The following is a 22,695-nucleotide window of genomic DNA, read 5'->3' as shown; positions in this document are numbered from 1 at the left end:
CCCTTAATTAAGCTCTAATAGATCAGTGTTCAGTGTGCACACGCATTTGCGGATAATCAGTTCTTTTATTCTGCTCAAGATCAAGCTGCGAAAACCTTCATAATTAAGCTCAATATCAATTGGATCAAAGCAAGCTTCCAGTTTTTGAAGCACCCCCGTGAAGGTAACCGGCTGGCTTAATGACTGCAGAATATTATAATCCATGGCATCCAACAACACTTTACTATACGGTATAAGAAAAAATTCAGGTATATAGGCTATGGCTATGATGGGTTGGACATTTTCACTTTCACCGCTGCCACCAGCCCCCCAATTCTGATTGGTAGCTATAATTCTGATGTATTGGTCAATAACAAGTACTTGCCGAGACTGTATACCGACCGGATAGTTGAGAAAAGTCAAAAAGCCCATAGAGCGGTTGTTCCGTGCGGATAATTCACTTACAGAAAGTGTATTGAAGTGTCTTTTTGCTGCAGCAAGTTTCCTGTTAAATCTAAGCCGTTCTTTCGGCGGAAGGTTGTTTGTATCTGCCGGCTCATTATCTTGCGCGACGCCATTAAACAAGTTGGTAACCAGAGAAAAATGTGCAGGATAATCGCGGAGCAAAGTTCGACTCATAAGGTCGCAAGCGATAAATTGCCCTTTAAATGGCCCTAAAAGGTGCAGGTATTGAGCAGCATGCGGAACAGCGGTAAAATCAGCGATGGATTCGTAATGATACCCGAAATCATCAAAAGTATCTTTAAAAAAACAGTTTACCTCTTTGCCAGCGAGGATACTTAATCTGGCGAAAAGCATCTGCTCAAAAATGATATTATAATTGGGTAAAATCTCCGGCGGAATTTTTTCCGTTTGATTTTTATTGACAAACTCAAATACCCGGCCCGTGTAATGCTTAAAAAAGTCCAGGTCATTTCCGCCGATAATGCCAGTGTTGCAGGCGCACACTGGGAACTGGTCAATGTCAAAACGTAAGGCATCTGGAATGTAATCGAGACATCGCATTATTCGTGTATAATTGTAATGATAATAACGCGTTGCTTTTTCGTTGTTCTGAGCTATCAACCCAGCAGAAAGCAGGGATGAATCAAATGATTCAAAAATAAACACGTCGCCGTCAACATGTATAAACGGTGTTTCCTGGCAAGCATATGTTTTTATTTTCGCGAGCGCCCAGAGATCTGCAGGAAATTCATCCTGATTAAAAATAAGGTGAACGTGACGGTATGGTAATCTTAATTGTTTAATTAAGATTTCATATCCTGCCTCATCGGTGTATAGTTCTACACCGCCAAAATGTTTTTCTAATAACAAACAGCTTAACGCCCAGCCCATGAGATGGTGTTGCGCGGAATACCAGCCAAACGGATCATCAAGTAAGTTCTTCCCGGCCGACCAAAAAGTTTGAATAATTCTCATGATCTTATTTCTTGTGGTGCAGCGTGATCACCTGATAAAAAAAGGTGACCAGCGTTTCAACATGTTCATCAAAACTAAATTGGGCACGGTGGTCCCATGTATTGCCTTTGAGGGTACTCAACCGATCATGATGATGCAATGTCTCTGAAAGGCCCTCGAAATCTTTATAAAAAATGCCTGTATTAAGTTTGCGGGTGAGACTTTGAGTTGCCACGAGGTGCTCGCTGTTGCATTTCTGGATCATCGGCAATCCGGCTGCCGCCAGTGTATTCATTCTGGCAGGATAATTCAGGTCATTCCACGACGCCCGGCTCAGTTCTCCGTAATTATCGCTGGTGAATGTGTGTAGCCAGCCAGCGTCATATTGCGACAACTCCTTAACCCAGTTTTCCGGATAGCAGTGTGCATGCAGATGAATATAGCCTGGTGCCACTTTAAGTGCCATTTCAACCCAGTCCTTCCAGGTTGCATGATAGTATTCGCCGTAAAAGTGTAAATGAATTCTTTGCGCTTTTAATAACTGAAGCTCGGGATAATTAATTCCCATGGGCCTGCCCGGAATAACGGTATGAACTTCCCCATCGATATCGGATAGCGCCCCGTTCTTTTCAACATTAAACCATTTCCTTGGGGGGAGGTCTCCATCCATTATAAGGACAGGTTGTGTCAGTTCCTGAAACTCACATACCCAGTTCCTGGATTCCTCATTGATAAAAATCAGGCCATCTGCATACCGGTATAAATAAACCAGTTCATCCCAGACATCAGCCTGCATTGCAAAAAACGGGCCTTCTTTGAAATGCCATACAAACGGAATGTCAAGCCCGGCCTTCAGCACATGGTGGGCAAGCGGTACGGCTTGTGTATTTAGCAGGGCATAAATGATATCCGGCTTAATTGCTAAAACGGTGCTTTGCCAGTCATTAAGGGGAATATCGGTAATGTTGCCAAAAGGTAGCGGCCCAACAGCGTTATACGATTCAGGACTGTTGATCCATAATCCGAACAACTGGTGGCCTGCGCTTTCTAAAGCGACGATCCTTTCCGGGTTGTAAGCGAGCTCCCCGACAAGTAAAATTTTCAGACCCGGTTTTGAGTTAACCGGCGGCAGGCTACGGAAGTCCCGGTACAGATATTCTTCATCGATGTAATTGCCCGTACTTGACTTGAACCGGATGGGCTCACGCACATCAAAATGTTTTTTATAAGCGTAAATACCCCCGCCTAAGGTTTCCATGATCAGTTTATGCGTTTGCGCCGCATGTATCACCCACTCGCAGGTTATACTGCCGGTACAAACTGAATTTTCAGGTGCATAAATCTGATTCCAAAACATTTTATTGAGGTCATCAGTCACAAGTTCACTTCGCTCCACCCACTGATGATCAGTTTTAACATGGAGTACCTGCACCAGTTGAAAATAGTTAACAGGCGTAAACACAGTTTCTGAAACATCCGTCATCATGACTTCGCTGTTCCTTTTTCGCATACCCGAATAAGCAAAACGGAACGTGGTACCGTTATGGAGAACCTTGTAAAGTAAACTTAAATGATCTTTAAAATAGATATCATCCGACGGCAGGTAAGCGATGTTTTGTGTTTTAGCGTGCTGAAGTCCTATATTTAAACACCGTCCCATACCTAAATTCCGCGTATTGCTGATACAGGAAATCCGGGGATCTTCCAGGAACAGGCCGATCACATGTAGAGTCTGGTCGGTAGAGCCATCGTTGATAATAATCAGCTCCCATGCCTCAAACGTTTGGTTTATCAAGCTGGAAATGGCTCTTGATATAAAAGAAACCTGGTTAAAAGTAGGCATGATCACAGTGATCAGGCAAGCCGTTTGAGCATTTTCAATCATAAGCTGTTTATTGGAATATATGAACCCCGGAATAAAACTACCCCGGCACAGTTACGGCCGGGGTAATTGAAATAAGCAACAGCTTAAGAGCAGTTACAGGTTGACGTGCTTTGGCTTGAACCCGGATAAATACTGCATCTTCCGAACCAGCCTGACCCGCAATGAGAATCCTCCGCAATGGAGCCTAATACGTGTCCCGATGCATCTCGGCAGGTAACGGAATTATATTGCGTATTGCAACCGTTTCCGCAACCTGTACCACATCCGCCCAATACCTTTTTCATTTGTTCCCTCGAAAGCATGTCATTGATGCCTACGCCTAAAGATTTTAACTTCAAAGATTTCATTTAATGAATTGTAGTTGATTAACTCTTAATTAAGCAAAAGAGCATTTGCGTTACAGTTCGGTATTGAAAGTTGCGCACCTTTCTTACTTATCTGTAATGTTTTTATAAACTTTATAGGTTATTTAATCGGGATAATATTCGTAAGGTAACTTGGTTGCAATCTTCTCCCACCAGCCCCAGAAACCGTGCAGGTACAAATCGTTGTTCTCTATCGCTCCGTTTTCCTTTATATCTGCAGGAATGCCTTTGGTCAGCCAGAGCTCAGTATAGGGATTGATTTTAGGGGGCATCACCAGTTGGCTGGTACTGATGCCGGTACTTGTCACACTAATGCTTTCGGTGTTGAGCGCGATATGATTCCTGTAGTTATAATATTCTTCAGGTTCTTTATTTTTTTTATAAACAACCTGCAGCTGGGTCTTAAAATTTAAAGACAGGTTCTTTTCTTTTTTTACAGAGATATCACCGGCCCTGAGTGGTTCACTCATTTTCACCTCGTTATCTTTTTGGGCGAGTATCTTTTTATAATACCGTAGTGAATCCTTGCCAAAGCGGCTTTCAATAAGTTTATCGACATCCTCCGCATTACCGCGTGAGTTTTTCAGTGAATCAGTGTGTAATGCAAGCTGTCTGTATAGCTTTTTAACCCGTTCTTTTTCCTTCCCATCGTTAATCATGAACTGACGTACCTCAAACCCTTCTTCCCTGAGTTTTCCGGCGTACAGCGCTCTGGTGAAATGCATCAGCGATAAAGCATAGGCTTTTCGCCGGTTATCTTCCCATTGTGCCTGCTGACCGGCATTTCCTTTCATTTCTTCAAAAAGGTAATAGGCCAGGTAATCCACATCGTTATTTGATGAGTACAGCGTAAAGTCAACAAGGGTGATTGTTAAAAGGTAGCCCAGGTCTTCATTCCTGACTAATACAGGTACTGACGCATAAGCATGCAATACCTGGCTTGGCGGGTCATACTCAAACCCGATTTCCTGGGGATTAACAATTGTGCAATGGGCTGAGAATGCAGAATTCCCTATAAAAGCGGAAATGAAAGCGGCACCCCAGTGTTTCCAGTTATCATTTGAACGCGAGGTAACAATCACGTCTTTAAGTTGATTGCTGACTGGGTTCATTGTAAAATTCATTTCTGCCCCCATACCAGGCGCTATGGTTTTTACCTGTGTTTCATAGCCGATATAAGACACTACCAGTTTCACACTACCGTTTACAGGAGCGGAAAGGGCGAAATTCCCTTTGACATCTGTAGTCGTTCCAATCTTTGATTCAGAAACAAACACGGTTGCCCCCGAAAGCGGCGCGCCATCAGGATCGGATACTCGGCCGGATAACCTCTGCTGGCCGGAAACCCGGAAGCAGCAGGTCAGAAAAACAAATGCTATGATGGTGGTTTTCATTTGATAATCAGGTATATATCGTATTAAAAGGTTTGTTGCTGGTATAAATAGCCTATTTTTCCGTCGGCCGAGAGACCCTCTATGATAATAACTGCCTTTTTCAGGTTACTTCCGCCCACAAATTCAAAAGTGGCCTGTCCGTCGTCATTACTCCTGAGGTGGGCCTTCCAAAATACCGTCTCCGGCGATCTGCTATTCCGCCCGCCTTGTGCGCTGGCCGGCGGATTATAAAATTCCCGGCTTTTATGGTAACCGTTGTAGCTAAGGGTCATAAAACCAGATACCGGCTCTTTGCTGTTTGTGCGGGGCTCATTGATCGCATTATAGTCGATACCTCCTTTTTTGGTAGTGATGATTAACGCCCCTCCGCTTGCTTCCATGCCGTAGACGACTAACTTTGAACCTGTCCGTAATACCTCTATCGACTGCACGTTTACAGCAGGTATATTATTCAATGTAGACATTCCAGCGGGAACGGGAACCCCGTCTAATACAACCAGCATCGGCTTATCCATGCCACCAGCAGAATATGGCACCTTTTTATAGGCATTGCTATTGGGATCTTTTACCGTTTTGAAATATACTCCGGTTAGTTTACCCTGCAGGCACATTTCCAGATCGCTGCAATTATTCAGGTCTTTGTAAGTTAATACCTGATCCGCATTGCCTGCGCCATTTAAATTGGCAGATGCCGCAAGTGCCTTTTCGGTTAAAGTAACCTGCTTTGATTTGATCAGTACTTCCTTTAATTGCCTGGGTTGCGGGCTTCCGGCATTAAAAAACTCGTCTTTAACCTTTAGGTAGCTCTTTAAGTGGTTCTCTGCGTTGGCCGGGAGAAAAGCCGGCCCTGCCGTTGCTTGTGGCAAAACCGGCCCCTGGCTATCTATGGTAATTTTCACATCACTGTTCCCCGAAGCGTCAGAAGCGATCAGGTTAAATTGCTGCTGTTCAAATTCCCCGGGGAGATTAAAAATAAAACGCCCCTGGCTATCGGTAAAAGAAGTTAAGGTGAAGGCAGAGGCTGCTTTAGAGACAAGCAATATCTTCCCATTTGGTATCGGCTGATTCTTTTTCGAGCGGAGTGTACCCCGCAACGATTGTTCCTTCTCGGCAGGGTAAAGCAGCAGCGGATCTTTTCCCGTTAAAAGATCTTTCCATTTAAACCGCCTCCAGCCCTGGGTGATCATCAGGTTGTCGAGCATCATGGCCATTTCGGGAGCCTTGTTATTGAAATAATCATCGGGATTTTCAACAGTTCCTTTCAAATCCGATGTTAACAAAAGATCAGCCATGATAGACGGTATCTTTAAACTATCGCCAACCACGCTTTGATCTAATACGGCCACGGAAAATTCCCCATTGACGGGATTAGCTAATGCATCGGTCACCCGGAGTGTCACTTTCTGGCTTGTGCCGGCTGTTGCAGCTTTAAGCCCTGTAAGCTGCAGCCTGAGCTGATCCTGCCGGTTAACAAATATCAAACGTTCAGCCGTGGGTTCTCCTGCCGCGTCAAACAACGTAAGTTGAGTTATTCCCGTCGGAAAATCGCGCCGCTTAAGCGCTATCGAAGCCGTATTGTTTACGAAACTTACATTAGTGATATTGATCACCTGATGATTAGCCTGTGCAATTAGTAAAGCGGAATGCCCGGCAGTTTTTCCGCGGTAGCTCGCGGTTACCCTGATCTCATTTCTATCCTGATTGTCGACCGTTAAAACATAGCCTGATCCGGCTATTTGAGGCAGGGGAACGTTTTGCGTTGTCCCATCACTGAACTTAACAACTGCCGTATAATGATGGCCCGACTCCGGTTTCAGGTTAAAACGCCCCATTCCGGCGTATGCAGGACGAAAGGAAACAATATTTTTTCCGCTTTCGTCCACCACAGTTCCTGATACCCCTGTTCCTTTTCCTTGGTTGTCAACCGCCTTAAAACCTATAACGGAAACAAGCTGATCTACCAGATTGCCTCCTTCCGGGAAAAAGTAAATCTGATCTTCCCTGGCAGCTATGCCTTTTGGAGCAGTCGTTCCGCTATCACCTGTCCGGCCTATCTTCAGGCCTGCATGATAAAAATATTCCTGTCCGAAATTTTTCATCCAGTTGGTATAAGCGCTGATGGTATAATTTCCTGCTTTTAAAGTATCCGGAATTTCTATAGTTCCCGAAGCCGTTCCTGCATCAAGCCGGTAACTTAAAGTAGTGAAATACCCCTGATTCGCATCGGCGAGGTCGACATAAAGGATTTTGCTTGTATCAGAAAGTTCGTTATTTGCAGCGGTTACCACATAGGCTTTAAAATTCAGCGTGTCACCGGCTGCATAATAATTCCTGTCCAGGTGAAGGTGGACTTTTTCCTGAGGATACCTGGTTGCATAACGGGTTAATAATGCTGCTATCTGATCGCCTGGATCATGAATCCAGGCGAAGGCACAGGATAGTGAAAGGATTAACACGGCAACGGGTAAAAGTATTTTATTAGATCTCATAGTTAGTTTTATCACAGGCATCAGATCAGGTAATGTATATCCTCAAGGCTGTATTGCGGCGGAAGCCGGAAGCCGTCGATGAAAATGGTGGGCGTAAATTCAATTCCTGTTTCTTTGCACCAGTTTGCCTGATATTGCAGCTCTTTTCCAGTGTCATAACCTGCACCAGGGTATAGAGCCAGCCAGCGTTCTTCGCTTAATACATCGCCCTGGTACCAGGTATGCATTGCCTTCAGCAGTAATTCCTCATCCCCCGCCTTGTACAAAGTCATTAAATGATGCGCTACAATTGATTCTGGCACAGTGCGCCCTGCAGCGGAAAATATCACCTGTAACCGGATATCTTTAATTTTCAGCCAACCCTCCATTACCTTGTGCGCCCCGGCGCAGGGCTGGCAATACGGATTGGATACCATTGTGATCACGTGATCCGCTTCGCTGTTACCCACTGCAAGAACGAAGCTTTCGTCCAGAGCGGCACACCGTGGTTGCGCATGGAGCAGGGACTGGAAAACAACCGTGTCATATTTGATTTTTTTCAGATGACTTTCTACAGCGGTAAATGTGTTGGATCTGTTCATATACGCTCGTAAAAAAAGCCAGATCCCAACCGCTAAAAACAACCCGGCCATTAGGATAATCAGGCTTTTAATAACGGGGATATGCAGCACATTGGACACATATGGATAAAAGGCCAAAGCTTCCAGCCAGAGCAATAAATGCACAATACAACACAGCACGCACCATTTATGCACAATTCTGGCCTGATAGTATAAAGCGTACAGCGTATATGGCAGGCATAATAAATTCAAAACTCCTGAAATCCCGGCGATTCGGGCGGGCTCATCGCTCACGATCAATGCAATACAGGATCCCCCGAAATAAACAAACCCTATTTCCGACCAGCTGATGCCGAAGACGGCCGCAGCTCCGCGGCTCTTCAGCACATCATCGCAGTTGGTGCTCTTTCCACTGCTGCACAGGCGCTCGGCAAAGGGGATAGATTGTCCAAATGATTGCGCGAGCAATAACATGCACACTGCTATTCCGGCCGTTTTACATAATAGGAGGAATATCAGGTTGATATTAAATTCTCCGGGAAAGCCACGTTGCCGCTGCCATAACAAAATCGCAAAAAATATAAAGATTAAAATTACACCTGAAAACCGACCTGCCATTTCAGACAGTCTTGCCTGGCGTTTTTTTGAAAAGCCAGGGTCGCCTGAGTCAGGTCCGGCTTCGAGCGCAAGCACTGTCCCGCTCCACGATCTGATAAACAGCGCTCTGGGTAATTTCTTTAATTTCCCGTGTTCTGTTCTTATGGTAATAAAATCATCATCAATCTGGTTCACAGCAACAAAGGATCCGCCGTCATCTTGAAAATGAGCAAGAAAAGGACGCGGTATGTCGACCAATTGTGCTGGTTTTATCCGGTAGGCACCATTGGGAATGCTCCATCTGTTCAAAACATCACTGATGGAAAGTAAACTCGGATGCCCGGGATGTTTTAAAAACTCGTCATAAATCCCCCCGCGTGTAACAGGAATACCTAACTCAAGAAGCAAATACAAGACAGCATCAATAACAGCCTCTTTTTTCATAAAGGTAGCATAGGTTGAGGTTTAGCATGGAATCAGCATCTACACCAGAGCTTATGCCAGCTTAAAAAAGTAACTTATTTAATATTTGGTTTTTATAATGGTTGCTTATTAAAGCGTTATAAAGGTGAATTAAATATCCGGTTATCTATTAGTTAATTTATATCATTATTTAGTCTTTTTGTATCTTTTTTTGCTTTAAAATAGCGAGACCGTTTTGCGCTTTAGGACCAGCCACACTGATTAAGGTGTATTGACTATTGGCGAATGCTTTCCGAAAGTTACAAACAGTCTTACCGCGTTAATTTAAGACCACCCCGATATTTTTAGGATTATAAAAAACTTTTAAGGATGTGTGCTTTGACAAGATACATATTGCGTGAAAGAAGTGGAGGAGTGCGGTATGGTCCTGGCTTCCCGATTGTATTTATCTGACTCGTAATAAATCTCACCCAAATTATAAACGAAGTAACAACTCAATAAATAAGAGATAGAAAGTTGTATCCGATATTTTCGTTAATTGAAAATATAAGGTTATTGGTTTAAACCAATTAACCTTACAAAATATGATAGAAAGTGTTAGACCTATGTTAGACCCAATTAAAAAGGACTTAGATTTTGAACTCATAAGTCCTTGATTTGTAAGTCGAGATGAGAAGATTCGAACTTCTGACCTCCAGCACCCCATGACTCTTGCGAATTGCCTTTCATTATATGGTGCAAATCACTCATCTTGTAATCAGTATTAAAAATTACCATTAAGGGAGTTAATGATCTGTTATGAAGAGTCGAAAAAAAAGCGGATATCGGGTAAATTAATTTTCGGCATGCGCTGGAAGTAATCTAATTTGACTAAAAAATCTTATATAAAATGATTTCGCGCATTTTTCGAAGTACTTAAACTTAATAATTAGGGGAGAAAGTGTTGTACCTATGTTGTACCTGTAAAAAAATCAGGCTTTTAGAACTCAATCTAAAAGCCTGATAATCAGTATGTGGAGAATATCGGAGTCGAACCGATGACCTCTTGCATGCCATGCAAGCGCTCTAGCCAGCTGAGCTAATCCCCCATTGCGGGAGTGCAAATATATATCTTTCGGTGAAAATTCCCAAAGTATTTCAAATTCGTTTAAAAGTAGCTTTTTAAGCCGCATTTTACCTATAAAGTCGCGGATAACGCGAGTGTCCCGCATAAAAAAATTATAGCGTTTGAGGGTGTTGCCTCGTTTTTCTCACACTCCTATCAAAGAGTTATCGCTTGTGAAATTGCCTTTTTAACGTAGTAAAAGGTTTAGCCGGCAATCAAATATATATATACCGACCTGTCTGTATATAAAAAACATTTTTACCTTTGAGGTATGAAAACAAGTTTTGTCCGCAATCAAATAATTGAAACCGCTTCGAGATTGTTTTACAAGCAGGGTTATAATGCAACGGGCATCAACCAGATAATTCAGGAGGCTGCCGTGGCAAAGGCTTCACTCTATCAGCATTTTCATTCCAAAGAGGATCTGTTGGCAGAGTATTTAACGGCGAGAAGTATTGAAACAAATAATGCTTTAAAAAACGAAGTGGAAAAATTCACCACTCCTAAAGAGAAAGCGCTGGCATTATTTGATTTCCTGGTAGAATTATCATCTAAACCTGATTATTACGGATGTAATTTTTTAAACATAGTTTCTGAATTACCAGTAGATAACGCCAGGATCAGGGAAATAATCAAGAAACAAAAAAACGATGTAAGAGCAATTTTTGCCGACATTTTAAAACCTGTTAAAAAAGAGAGATTGGCAGATGAACTTTATATGCTTTTTGATGGCGCGTTAATAACCAATAAAGTACACGGCAATGCCTGGCCTATAAAAACTGCCAGGGATATTGCAGAAAAAATAATCTGAATCATTACGAATTTAGATGTTGGCTACAAGCCATTCCTGTCGAATTTTAATAGGAAGCAATAAATATACGTGTTGGAAAGGCGTATGCGATTATTATAATTAAGCCATTAAAACAATGGGGAGCTTCTTGTTTGCCGTCTAAATACCAAACCCTTTAAAACAAGTAAAGCCCCTGATGGGCAGGGGCCTTTACTAACCAATTATAAACCTAAATTATGAGAAGACTTTTTTGTGTTTGTATTACTGTGTAAAAGTAACACTAAGTTTTTATATTATTTTAAAATACTTTGTAATTTTATTGTAACATTTATCACAACCACTCTATTACCCTGTTTGATTCTCAAAAATACAAATAAATCATTATTAAAGTGTTAATTTTTTATCTTTTTAATATCGATTCATTTAAAGAACAAAATAAGCGTCAAATTATTTCACTTTATTAAATTATTTTCAATAAAAATCAAAAATAGATCATTTTACAAGACACAAACCTTGAAAAAATCATTAAAAAAAATATTTTCAATGATTTAAAATCAAATTTTATTCCAAAATCAAACAACATTGATAAAAAACAGAGATAAAATACTTTTTTTTAAGAAATATCCGCCAAAAAAAATCTCTTTTTATCAATATTTAAAACTCATAACGTTTTAAGATATTGTATCATCACGTATAAAAATTACTTTAAATAAGCATAGTTTAAAAAACGCTTGCGCATTTTTGCAGCGAATTTTATATTTTTTTATACAATGACAGCTACCCAGCAGCTCAAAACGCATCCTCATTTAACTCCGTTCACTTTATGGATCATGACCATCGCTACGGGGTTGGTGGTGGCTAATATTTACTACAATCAGCCACTACTGGCCGATATAGCACACACTTTTAACATCACCGATAAAAAAGCGCAGCAGGTGTCCTTCTTTACGCAAATAGGTTATGCAACCGGTTTACTATTCATAATCCCGCTTGCAGATATGCTTAAGCGGAAGCGATTAATATTGATTGATTTTATATTGGTAATAATATCATTATTAATAAGCGCACTGGCGCCTACTGTAACCATATTAACTATAGCCGGGTTCCTGGTTGGTGTATCATCTGTAATACCACAATTATTGATACCCATGGCAGCCCATCTGGCCAAACCACATGAGCGCGGTAAAAAATTAGGGGTTATAATGGGTGGCCTGTTGATAGGCATATTACTCTCGCGTACCTTAAGCGGTTTTGTAGGCGAACATTTTGGATGGAGGGCCATGTATTATATTGCTACAGGACTTATGCTGGCTATGTGGCTCATGATATTTTTCTTTTTACCCGAGGTTGAGCCCGATTATAAAGGAAATTATAAAAACCTCATGAAATCGCTTGTTCATTTAGTTAAAACTCAGCCAAAGTTAAGGATGGCAGCCTTCCGCGGTGCCTTGTGCTTTGCAGGCTTCAGCGCTTTTTGGACCACGCTTGTTTTTTTACTAAAACAACCACAATTTAACGAAGGCAGCTCAGTAGCTGGTGCTTTTGGCCTGGTAGGGGCCTTTGGCGCATTAGCCGCAGGCTTAATGGGCAGATTGAGCGACAAAATGAACTCCTATAAATTATCCGGCTATACTTTGTCACTGGTTTTGATTTCTTTCATCATTTTCTATTTTTCCAGTCATAGCATAATTGGTTTAATTATCGGGGTTATTGTGTTGGATATGGGTGTGCAGGCTACGCATATATCCAATCAATCAATAATTTTTTCTTTGATACCAGAGGCACGCAACAGATTGAACACGGTGTACATGGTGTCTTATTTTATAGGCGGAGCGTCGGGTACATTTTTGGCCAGCCAGGTATGGAAAAGCTACCAATGGAGTGGCGTATGTGCAATTGGCGCAGCTTTGGCCATTGTTGCCCTGGCAGCACACCTGTTCAGCTATCAAAAAAACGTACGAAATTAAAACAAGTGTTCGGTTATTGAATACCAGATAAACACATTTAGGCCCCCACAAATATCATTTCACCAAAAAAATTAAATTTTTTTGGTGATAAAAACCGCTTAAAAACAACCATTTACACGGTATTGTAAAAAAATACTGAGGCTGCAATGACTTTTTTTGATCCAGGTTATTTTTTTGGCACAGGATTGGAATACAACCTATCAAATGCAACTGTTATGGAAACTACTAAGAAAACGGTTAAGGAAGAAGAGAAAGAATGGGAAAACCCGGTAGAGCCCGCAAAAACAACAGACCCACGCGATGAGGAGCAAATTTTGAGGCAATACAACGAAGCAAAGCGCCGCAAAAACAACCTTACCGAGAACCAGGAAACTGAAAAGAAAGATTTAGATAAAAGAAATTAAAAGCATAAAAAACTAAACTATGAAAACTAATATAAAACCATCAACCAGCAAATTAGTAGCACGTTTTGATAACGAATTGAAAATAATACTGATGAATGATTTGAAAGCTATTAAAGCTAAATCACCACAGTTGATACCAAGCGCAGCGTAATAAAACCCAACTTACTTACCTATAAAACATCTACCTATGAAAGCCTTTAAAATTACACCATCAACAAGTAAATTAGTTGCCAGATTTGACGATGAATTATTAAACATTTTATTAGAGGATCTGAGAAACTTCAAATTGAGACATCAATTTATAAACAATAACAACAAGCAGGTTGCCGCGCAACAAATAAGCAAAGCTGCCTGATCATCATATATACCTACATCTACCTATCTAAAAATAGCACAACACCTATGAAAACGATAAAACCCTGCCAAAAACAGGGTTTTATTTTTTTGATGCGTATTTGATAATCAAGGCCGCGGTTTTGGCGGAGGCTCCTGGCTGGCCCATTCTGTTATCAAGCTCATCATAACTGAGCAGCATGTTTTCACGGTACGCGCTATCGCCCGTGATTGCTTCAAGCTCGGCAGCTATTTGCAATTCGTTGCACTCTTCCTGAATAAGTTCCTTTACTATCCCCTTATTTACAATAAGATTAACCAATGATATAAATTTGATTTTCACCAGCATGCGGGCTATGGCGATGGTTAAAGCATTTCCCTTATAAACCACCACCTGCGGTACATTAAACAAAGCGGTTTCCAGCGTTGCCGTACCTGATGCTACAACAGCGGCATACGCATGGCTTAACAGATCATAAGTAGCATTAAATATTACGGGCATGTTTTTACCCTTTACAAAATCACTATAAAAATCAAGCTTAAAGGATGGCGCGCCGGCTATAACAAATTGATAACCCGGAAACTGTTCTGCTACCGCGATCATTTCGGGCAGTAAATAGGTAATCTCCTGCTTGCGGCTGCCTGGCAATAATGCGATGATCTTTTTCCCGGTTAAATGATATTTCTGCAGAAACTCCGATTCGGGTTTAAATGCTGTTTTAGCATCCAGCAAGGGGTTACCCACATAGTCGACATCCATGCCCCATGTTTTGTAAAAGTCAACCTCAAAAGGGAGGATACAAAACAGGTGGTCAACAATTTTCTTGATCTTTAAAACCCGTTTCTGGTTCCAGGCCCATACTTTAGGGGATATGTAATAGTAAACAGGAAGTCCAATAGATTTTGCAAAACCCGCAATCTTCAAATTGAAACCAGGGAAATCTATCAGCACCAACACCTCCGGCTGATAAGCAGCAATATCTTGTTTACAGGCTTTTAAATTTTTCATAATGGCGCGCAGGTTAACTGCCACCTCCACAAAGCCCATAAAAGCCATATCGGCATAATGCTTTACCAGCGTACCGCCTTCGGCTTGCATGAGGTCGCCACCAAAAAACCGAAATTCCGCCACGGGGTCTAACTCTTTTAGCGCTTTCATCAAATTAGCGCCATGTAAATCGCCCGAAGCTTCGCCGGCTACCAGGTAATACTTCATCTGATGGGTTGTAATTTAAGTAAAAAAACTGCCGCCGTAAATATAAACGTCACCAGTATCATACCTGTTCCGGTTTTATCCTGCCCCTGTTTAAAACAATACCTGATCATAAATAAATTCAACGCAATAGCTACCAAGTATGGGATACCCGGTTTATTAAATATTAAAAAGTTACCTTTTAACAGATACAAAAAAATGAACAGGCTAATGCCCGGCAGTATTAAACCACCAATTATACCTGCCGTTATACTGTCGGTTTTAAGTACTTTTTTGAACTCCATTTTATATATTAAACTTCCAGTTATTTAAAAATGGTATAGCGTGATGAGCCGTCATATCAAACTGTACAGGCACAACAGATACATAATTATGATCAAGGGCCCAAACATCGGTATCCTCGCCACCATCATTAAGCTGAAAAACGCCGGTAAGCCAGTAATATGGCCGTTTATGCGGATCAACTCTCTCATCAAACTCCTCGGCCCATTTTGCGTTGGCCTGCCTGCAAATCCTGATGCCTTTAATATCGGATGTATTGGGGAAATTTACATTAAGCAGGGTATTGGCCGGCAGGCTATTGGCTAAAACCTGCAGCGCAAGTTCTTTAATGTATTTAACGCAGTGGCTAAAGTCTGCATCAAGGTTATAATCATCCAAAGAAAAACCTATTGACGGAATACTCTCAATTGCACCCTCCACTGCGGCCGACATGGTGCCTGAATACAAAACATTGATGGAATTATTTAAACCATGATTAATGCCCGATACGCACAGATCGGGCTTTTGCCCCTTAAATATCTTATTAACGGCCAGCTTCACACAATCAACAGGCGTACCCGAGCAACGGTACATTTCAATACCCTCATAAATATCAACCTTATCCAGGCGCAGTGGTTTGCCAATAGTAATGGCATGCCCCATGCCCGATTGCGGACTATCCGGCGCTACCACTACTACCCTGCCAATCTCGCTCATCGCTTCTATCAATACCTTAATACCAGGAGCAGTTATGCCGTCGTCATTTACAACAAGAATATTGGGTTTCGCTGTTTTCATTGTGCGAAATTAGTTATATTTGATTTATGCTGACTGCTGATAAGAAAAAGAAATACACCGTTACCGGGATTCGGCCTTGAACTTTCAAAGCTTTTCAAATAAAAAAGGCCCCGTTGCAGGAGCCTTTTCTAAATCTTATAAACTGTTAATCCACTTCACCAGTTCATCCCGGGTTTTACCCGTTTTTTGCTGAAGTTTTCCTAATGTTTCATCGTCTTTACCCTCTTCGTAGGTGAGATCATCATCGGTAAGGTCGCCGTAAGCCTGTTTTATCTTGCCCTTTAACTCATTCCAGCCGCCTTTTATTTGTAGCTTATCCATAATGTTTTTTATTTAGATGTATTGTTATAACATCCGGGAAATGATATGGTTTGGGGAAAGAGTCAAGAGATTAGAATCAAGAGTTAAGACTTATTAATTGGAACTGGGCAATAAATAGAATCCGGTCTTGATTCCCGGCTCTTAATTCCCGGCTCTCCTAAATTAGTCCTTCACAAATTGCTTCAATACCTTACGCTCAAAATTACTTGACGGCCAAAGCTCTATTTTATAGTGATCTGTCCCTTCATCTGCTTCGGAATTAATGTTTTTGAGATCATAGGAATAGATCCTTACACGATAATATCCTGGTGTAACGATGGCTTTTAACTGAATTTTATGATCTGGAAAATCAAGCACCTCCAATATTCCTGAACTAATTCTAACTCCGGCCTCCACTACATGATCATATTTTTTAAAATCCTTTTCCCCGCTTGCAGCATCCAATACATTAAGCTCGGCCTTTACGTGGCCAAAGCTTTCAATACTAATTCCAACAATATCTTTATCCTTCGCTGTTGCCAATCTGTCGGCATAAGCTGCGGGAGTCCAAAACTGGCATCGCCCGTTTCGCCGGTAAAGGCAGAATCGCAGAGGTAAAATTGATTTTCTGAAGTAAAAAAATCGAGCTTGTATCTCGCTGATGGCCGATTTTTAAAGGAAAAAAGAAAGCTGGAGCAAAGAACAAGGATAAAAAAAACAGAGAAAAAAGGCAAGGAACCTATTTTTACGATGTCCTTGCTCCTCATTTTCTGCATCTGTTTTATTATTCAATAATTGATCTTTGCTCCTTTATCCAAATATCCTTATTCCTACAAAGCTCCTGCCTTGATCTCTTCAACAACAGCCGGATCAAGCAGTGTACTGGTATCACCAAGGTTACTGGTTTCACCCTCGGCTATCTTACGTAAAATGCGGCGCATAATTTTGCCTGATCGTGTTTTGGGCAGTCCGCTTACAAACTGAATCTTATCCGGTTTGGCAATTGCACCTATTATCCTGGCAACTGTCATGATAATATCTTTACGGGCAAGCTCTGCGTCGCCGTGCTGATTTGGGCAAACCACAAAGGCATAAACACCCTGCCCTTTTATATCATGCGGATAACCAACAACTGCCGATTCAACCACACTGCTGTGCATGTTGATAGCGTTCTCCACCTCTGCGGTTCCAATACGGTGACCAGATACATTAAGCACATCATCAACCCGACCGGTGATGCGGTAATAACCATCTTCATCACGCAAACAGCCATCACCGGTGAAATATAAATTTTCATAGGTAGCAAAATAGGTAGTGCGACAGCGTTCATGATCACCATAGGTGGTGCGCAGCATACCCGGCCACGGAAACTTGATACAAAGGTTACCGCTTACGCCATTACCCTCAATTATCTTTCCATTTTCATCAACCAATACAGGTTGTACACCCGGTAAAGGCAAAGTGGCATAACCGGGTTTAGTTGGTGTAACATTACAAATAGGCGATATCATTAAACCGCCATTTTCCGTTTGCCACCAGGTATCAGCAATAGGGCATTTGCCATGGCCTATTTTTTCATCGTACCAATGCCAGGCCTCTTCATTAATAGGCTCCCCTACAGAACCCAGCTTGGTAAGCGAACTAAGGTCCTTACCTTTTAATGGCTCATCCCCAAAGCTCATCAATGAGCGAATAGCTGTTGGCGCCGTATATAATATATTTACCTTGTACTTATCTACAATATCCCAAAATCTGCCTGCATCCGGATAGGTGGGTACTCCTTCAAACATTAATGTAGTTGCTCCCTGCGATAGCGGACCATATACAATATATGAATGCCCGGTGATCCATCCAATATCGGCAGTACAAAAATACACCTCGCCCTGGTTGTACTGAAAAACATTAGCAAAAGTATAGCCGGTATAAACCATGTAGCCACCGGTGGTATGCACTACGCCTTTAGGCTTACCTGTTGAGCCGGATGTATACAATATGAACAACATGTCCTCGGCGTCCATTTGCTCGGCAGGGCATTCGGGATTACCTTGTGTTTCAACTTTTTTAACTTCATCTTCCCACCAAACATCGCGCCCCTTTATCATAGAAACCGGTGTACGGCTCCTGGTTAAAACAATTACCCGCTTAACAGATTTACACTGAACCAGTGCATCATCTATTACCGTTTTTAAAGGAATAGGTTTATTAGCCCTAAAGCCGCCATCGGCAGTTATTACAATATTACATTCGGCATCATTTATCCTATCGGCAATTGACTGCGCCGAAAAGCCGCCAAATACAACCGAATGAATTGCGCCTATACGGGCACACGCTAAAACAGCGATGGCCAGTTCAGGTATCATCGGCATATATATACAAATACGATCACCCTTTTTTGCCCCGTTATTTTTTAACACAGTGGCAAACTGGCAAACCTTATCATGCAGCTGGCGATAAGTTAATATGCGGTGATCTTCCTGCGGGTCATTTGGCTCCCATATAATGGCAGTCTTATCTCCAATAGTGTCCAGGTGACGATCCAGGCAATTTTCGGTAATATTGAGTTTTGCCCCCTGGAACCATTTAATCTTTGGGTCTTTAAAGTTCCAGTCAAGCACTTTATCCCATTTCTTTTGCCATAAAAAATTTTCGGCAATACCGGCCCAGAACTGTTCAGGCTGTTCAACACTTTGTTGGTAAACCTGCTTATACTCTTCAAATGATGTAATCTTCATAGCATTTATAATGGTGGGCGTAAATTAGCAATTTCTGTGTTATGTACATATTAAAAACACTACTTATTAAATAATTTTAAAAAGAACCAATATCCAATAACAAACAGCCTGAAATAAAGGCAAATGTTGGCTTTAAAAAATTATTTAACAATTTTTGAAAACGCTATTGAATATTCGATTAAAAAGTCTGATATTTGCAAACTCTTTTGAATAAAGGGTTGATAATTAAAAATATTTGTCATGTCAAGAATTTGTGATCTAACAGGAAAAGGATCTATTGTAGGTAATAACGTTTCAAACTCAAACGTTAAAACAAAACGTAGATTTCATCCAAACTTAAAACTTAAGAAGTTTTATATCCCTGAAGAAGATAAATGGATTACCTTAAAGGTATCTACATCTGCTGTTAAAACTATCAGCAAAAACGGCATTACTGCCTGTATCAATAAATTTGTTAAAAAGGGATACATTTAGTAGGTATTACGTTAACGCCTCATGTTTAACATAGGTATTAAACGCAATATATAATTTAAAAAATTACGTAAGCCGGGATGGTGATGCGTACAACATAAAAAGAAAATGGCAAAAAAAGGCAACAGGGTTCAGGTAATTCTAGAGTGTACTGAACACAAAACAAGCGGTATGCCAGGCATGTCTCGCTATATTACCACTAAGAACAAAAAAAATACAACTGAAAGACTGGAAATGAAAAAATTCAACCCGGTTTTAAGGAAAGTAACAGTTCATAAAGAAATTAAGTAATTGGTTGATTAAGTTAATGGTTGAATAGGTTTAGATCTCCCCCAACGGTTAACTCACTAATTCAATGATTCACTAATTCAATAATTAAAAGAAATGGCAAAGAAAGTAGTTGCAACGCTAAAAGTAGCAGGTAAAGGCAAAGAATATTCAAAAGTTATTACAATGAACAAATCACCAAAAACTGGTGCTTATTCATTCAGAACCCAAATTGTCCCTAACGATTTTGTTAAGGATGCAATTGCAGGTAAAACTATATAATACCTTTTGATTAAAATATTGAAGCCGTCTTGTTTTTACGAGAGGGCTTTTTTTGTTGATGTGTATGCATCAGATACGCAGATTAAAGTAATTATATTGATCTGACATCTGTTAACTATCATTTAGGCATATTTGCATTGCTAAATTTAACATCAAAAAATACGCACATTATAAATCTGCACTTCTGAACATCTAAAATCTGCACATCTAACTATGGGATTATTTGATTTTTTTAAGAAAAAGGAAAATACACAGCAGGAGCAACAAGCCCTTGATACCAGTTTAGAAAAAACCAAGGATAACTTTTTTTCAAAGATCACCAAGGTTATTGCCGGTAAATCAACCGTTGATGATGATGTGCTGGATGAGCTGGAAGAAGTATTGGTTACCTCTGATGTTGGTGTTAGCACCACCCTCAAGATCATCGGCCGTATCCAGGAACGTGTTGCCCGCGATAAATACGTTGGCACCAGCGAACTTAATGTGCTGTTGAAAGATGAGATCCAAAAATTACTGGCCGAAAATAACAGCAACGATTTTCGCAATTTTGAGTATGGCGATCATAAGCCCTATGTAATCATGGTTGTGGGCGTTAATGGCGTGGGTAAAACTACCACTATTGGTAAACTGGCCCATAAGCTTAAGCAAGCTGGTAACAAGGTAGTACTTGGTGCTGCCGATACCTTCCGTGCAGCAGCGGTTGATCAGTTGCAGCTTTGGGGTAAACGTGTTGATGTAAAAGTTGTAGCCCAGCCAATGGGATCAGATCCTGCTTCGGTTGCCTATGATACCTTACGCTCGGCAGTTGCCAATGGCGATGACGTAGCTATTATTGATACTGCCGGCAGATTACATAATAAAGTAGGCCTGATGAATGAGCTTACTAAAATTAAAAATGTGATGCAAAAGGTGATCCCTGGCGCACCACATGAAATATTATTGGTACTGGATGCATCAACCGGGCAAAATGCCATTGAACAATGCAAACAGTTTACCGAGGCTACCAATGTTAACGCCCTGGCCCTAACCAAGCTTGATGGTACGGCAAAAGGTGGTGTAGTAATAGGTATCTCGGATCAGTTTAAGATCCCTGTAAAATATATCGGCGTTGGCGAAGGTGTTGAACATCTGCAGTTATTTGATCGCCAGGCGTTTGTAGATAGCTTGTTTAAGCAATAAAATTATTTCATTGCGGGGAGGAACGACGAAGCAATCTCCTCTCTTGTAATTCAATCCTATATAGTTCGCGATTGCTTCGTTCCTCGCAATGACAATTTTCTCATTGCAATGATTAGTGTGTTATGAAGACAAAAGAAATTTCCCGCCCGATAGCAAAACCAGTTAAACAACGCGTTAACGTGGTTACTTTGGGCTGCTCAAAAAATATATATGATTCCGAGATCCTGATGGGTCAGTTAAAAGGCAATCAATTTGATGTGGTGCATGAGGCCGAGAAAGTGGGCAAAAATGATATCATCGTTATTAATACCTGCGGCTTTATTGATAATGCCAAGCAGGAATCAATAGATACCATATTACAATACAGCGAACTAAAACAACAAGGCAAGGTTGGCAAAGTGATAGTTACCGGCTGTCTTAGCGAACGTTACAAACCAGAGCTGGAAGCCGAGATCACCAACGTTGATGCTTACTTCGGTACCAATGACCTGCAGAATTTATTAGCATCTGTAGGCGCCGACTATAAACATGAGCTTATTGGCGAGCGCCTGCTTACCACACCATCTCACTTTGCCTATTTTAAAATTGCCGAGGGCTGTAACCGCCCATGCTCTTTTTGTGCTATCCCATTGATGCGTGGAAAACACCTGAGCACTCCTATTGACCAATTGGTTAAGGATGCGCAGAACCTGGTTAAAAATGGCACAAAAGAACTGATACTTATTGCACAGGACTTAACCTATTATGGGCTTGACCTGTATGGCAAACGTAACCTGGACGAATTACTTCGCCGCCTGAGTGATGTTAATGGTGTTGAATGGATCAGGTTGCAATACGCCTACCCTTCCGGTTTCCCGATGGAAGTACTGGATGTGATGAATGAACGTGATAATATTTGCAAGTACATGGATATGCCGTTACAGCACATCAGTGATGATATGCTGAAATCAATGCGCCGTGGTATCACCAAACAAAAAACTATTGATCTGGTGAACCAGATTCGCGATAAGGTACCGGGCATTGCTATGCGTACCACCTTAATCACCGGTTACCCCGGCGAAACTCAAGAGCATTTTGAAGAAATGGCTCAATGGGTTGAAGACACTAAGTTTGATCGTTTAGGCTGTTTCACTTACTCGCACGAAGAAAAAACGCATGCCCACTCTTTGGTTGACGATGTACCTGATGAAGTAAAACAGGAACGTGCAGATGCCATCATGGAAATTCAGCAAGGCATTTCATTTGATAAGAACCAGGAAAAAATTGGCCAAACATTTAAAGTATTGATCGATAAAAAAGATGGGGATTATTTTGTTGGCCGTACAGAATTTGATTCGCCAGAAGTTGATAACGAGGTTTTAATTGATGCCAGCATTGACTATGCTACAGTAGGTGGCTTTGTTAACGTGAAGATTGACAGCGCCGAAGACTTTGACCTTTATGGACAAATTGTAAAATAATGTTAATTTGCGGCGCATTACC

At 41.2% G+C, this 22,695-nt stretch carries 22 protein-coding genes and 1 tRNA gene; 10 read left to right on the top strand and 13 right to left on the bottom strand.

All coding sequences use genetic code 11. The features are described from left to right. Positions 1-3 precede the first annotated feature (3 nt). The 7 genes from Q0R88_RS13100 to Q0R88_RS13070 all read right to left on the bottom strand — a co-directional run bounded on the left by Q0R88_RS13100 (position 4) and on the right by Q0R88_RS13070 (position 10,199). A complete protein-coding gene (locus Q0R88_RS13100; protein ID WP_295716733.1) occupies positions 4-1,419 on the bottom strand; it encodes a DUF6734 family protein in 1,416 nt (471 codons plus the stop codon). 4 nt (positions 1,420-1,423) lie between these two features. Next, a complete protein-coding gene (locus Q0R88_RS13095; RefSeq protein WP_295716731.1) occupies positions 1,424-3,283 on the bottom strand; it encodes a glycosyltransferase family A protein in 1,860 nt (619 codons plus the stop codon). A gap of 83 nt (positions 3,284-3,366) precedes the next feature. Next, entirely contained in the window at positions 3,367-3,630 is a 264-nt protein-coding gene (locus tag Q0R88_RS13090) for a hypothetical protein (RefSeq protein WP_295716729.1), read from the bottom strand. A gap of 122 nt (positions 3,631-3,752) precedes the next feature. Continuing rightward, positions 3,753-5,042, bottom strand: coding sequence for a carboxypeptidase-like regulatory domain-containing protein (locus tag Q0R88_RS13085; protein ID WP_295716728.1), 1,290 nt, complete (start codon positions 5,040-5,042; stop codon positions 3,753-3,755). 23 nt (positions 5,043-5,065) lie between these two features. Next, the gene (locus tag Q0R88_RS13080; protein WP_295716726.1) at positions 5,066-7,531 is read right to left on the bottom strand and encodes a TonB-dependent receptor plug domain-containing protein; all 2,466 of its coding nucleotides are present in this window, start codon (positions 7,529-7,531) and stop codon (positions 5,066-5,068) included. 20 nt (positions 7,532-7,551) lie between these two features. Further along, a complete protein-coding gene (locus Q0R88_RS13075) occupies positions 7,552-9,132 on the bottom strand; it encodes a vitamin K epoxide reductase family protein (protein ID WP_295716725.1) in 1,581 nt (526 codons plus the stop codon). A 993-nt stretch (positions 9,133-10,125) separates the two neighbouring features. Then, positions 10,126-10,199, bottom strand: a tRNA-Ala gene (locus tag Q0R88_RS13070). A gap of 288 nt (positions 10,200-10,487) precedes the next feature. Here Q0R88_RS13070 and Q0R88_RS13065 point away from each other — a divergent pair. The 5 genes from Q0R88_RS13065 to Q0R88_RS13045 all read left to right on the top strand — a co-directional run bounded on the left by Q0R88_RS13065 (position 10,488) and on the right by Q0R88_RS13045 (position 13,732). After that, positions 10,488-11,027: a TetR/AcrR family transcriptional regulator gene (locus Q0R88_RS13065; protein WP_295716723.1), complete on the top strand. Its 540-nt coding sequence runs from the start codon at positions 10,488-10,490 to the stop codon at positions 11,025-11,027. A 749-nt stretch (positions 11,028-11,776) separates the two neighbouring features. Beyond that, a complete protein-coding gene (locus Q0R88_RS13060) occupies positions 11,777-12,973 on the top strand; it encodes an MFS transporter (RefSeq protein ID WP_295716720.1) in 1,197 nt (398 codons plus the stop codon). A gap of 215 nt (positions 12,974-13,188) precedes the next feature. Further along, positions 13,189-13,377 (top strand): hypothetical protein, encoded by a 189-nt coding sequence (locus Q0R88_RS13055; RefSeq protein ID WP_295716718.1) that lies wholly within the window; start codon positions 13,189-13,191, stop codon positions 13,375-13,377. A gap of 19 nt (positions 13,378-13,396) precedes the next feature. Then, complete coding sequence (locus Q0R88_RS13050) at positions 13,397-13,528, top strand: hypothetical protein (protein ID WP_295716716.1); 132 nt, start codon at positions 13,397-13,399, stop codon at positions 13,526-13,528. Positions 13,529-13,564: 36 nt separating this feature from the next. Next, positions 13,565-13,732, top strand: coding sequence for a hypothetical protein (locus Q0R88_RS13045; protein ID WP_295716714.1), 168 nt, complete (start codon positions 13,565-13,567; stop codon positions 13,730-13,732). A gap of 81 nt (positions 13,733-13,813) precedes the next feature. Here Q0R88_RS13045 and lpxB read toward each other — a convergent pair whose 3' ends face one another. The 6 genes from lpxB to acs all read right to left on the bottom strand — a co-directional run bounded on the left by lpxB (position 13,814) and on the right by acs (position 19,014). After that, the gene (gene lpxB, locus Q0R88_RS13040; RefSeq protein ID WP_295716713.1) at positions 13,814-14,926 is read right to left on the bottom strand and encodes a lipid-A-disaccharide synthase; all 1,113 of its coding nucleotides are present in this window, start codon (positions 14,924-14,926) and stop codon (positions 13,814-13,816) included. After that, on the bottom strand, positions 14,923-15,207 hold the full coding sequence (locus Q0R88_RS13035) for a stationary phase survival protein SurE (protein WP_295716712.1): 285 nt from the start codon (positions 15,205-15,207) through the stop codon (positions 14,923-14,925). Before Q0R88_RS13035 ends, lpxB begins: the two co-directional genes overlap by 4 nt. A gap of 1 nt (position 15,208) precedes the next feature. Next, complete coding sequence (surE, locus tag Q0R88_RS13030) at positions 15,209-15,982, bottom strand: 5'/3'-nucleotidase SurE (protein ID WP_295716710.1); 774 nt, start codon at positions 15,980-15,982, stop codon at positions 15,209-15,211. Between the two features lie 135 nt (positions 15,983-16,117). Next, positions 16,118-16,303, bottom strand: coding sequence for a CsbD family protein (locus Q0R88_RS13025; RefSeq protein ID WP_090641334.1), 186 nt, complete (start codon positions 16,301-16,303; stop codon positions 16,118-16,120). Positions 16,304-16,465: 162 nt separating this feature from the next. Further along, complete coding sequence (locus tag Q0R88_RS13020; protein WP_295716707.1) at positions 16,466-16,825, bottom strand: hypothetical protein; 360 nt, start codon at positions 16,823-16,825, stop codon at positions 16,466-16,468. Between the two features lie 287 nt (positions 16,826-17,112). Beyond that, positions 17,113-19,014, bottom strand: a complete 1,902-nt coding sequence (gene acs, locus Q0R88_RS13015; protein WP_295716704.1) for an acetate--CoA ligase — start codon at positions 19,012-19,014, stop codon at positions 17,113-17,115. A gap of 240 nt (positions 19,015-19,254) precedes the next feature. Between acs and rpmB the strand changes: the two genes are divergently transcribed. From rpmB to rimO, 5 genes are all read left to right on the top strand, one after another. Beyond that, positions 19,255-19,488, top strand: coding sequence for a 50S ribosomal protein L28 (gene rpmB / locus Q0R88_RS13010; RefSeq protein ID WP_022830076.1), 234 nt, complete (start codon positions 19,255-19,257; stop codon positions 19,486-19,488). Between the two features lie 105 nt (positions 19,489-19,593). Continuing rightward, the gene (gene rpmG, locus Q0R88_RS13005; protein ID WP_067063463.1) at positions 19,594-19,776 is read left to right on the top strand and encodes a 50S ribosomal protein L33; all 183 of its coding nucleotides are present in this window, start codon (positions 19,594-19,596) and stop codon (positions 19,774-19,776) included. Positions 19,777-19,869: 93 nt separating this feature from the next. Then, positions 19,870-20,034, top strand: a complete 165-nt coding sequence (locus tag Q0R88_RS13000) for a DUF4295 domain-containing protein (protein ID WP_295716702.1) — start codon at positions 19,870-19,872, stop codon at positions 20,032-20,034. Between the two features lie 213 nt (positions 20,035-20,247). Further along, positions 20,248-21,213, top strand: a complete 966-nt coding sequence (gene ftsY / locus Q0R88_RS12995) for a signal recognition particle-docking protein FtsY (protein ID WP_295716701.1) — start codon at positions 20,248-20,250, stop codon at positions 21,211-21,213. A 122-nt stretch (positions 21,214-21,335) separates the two neighbouring features. Then, a complete protein-coding gene (rimO, locus tag Q0R88_RS12990) occupies positions 21,336-22,673 on the top strand; it encodes a 30S ribosomal protein S12 methylthiotransferase RimO (RefSeq protein ID WP_295716700.1) in 1,338 nt (445 codons plus the stop codon). Positions 22,674-22,695: the final 22 nt, after the last annotated feature.

The organism is Mucilaginibacter sp., from assembly GCF_025362475.1.
Lineage (GTDB): Bacteria > Bacteroidota > Bacteroidia > Sphingobacteriales > Sphingobacteriaceae > Mucilaginibacter.
Note: the sequence above shows the minus strand (reverse complement) of the source record. Positions and strands in the feature narration are given on the sequence as shown.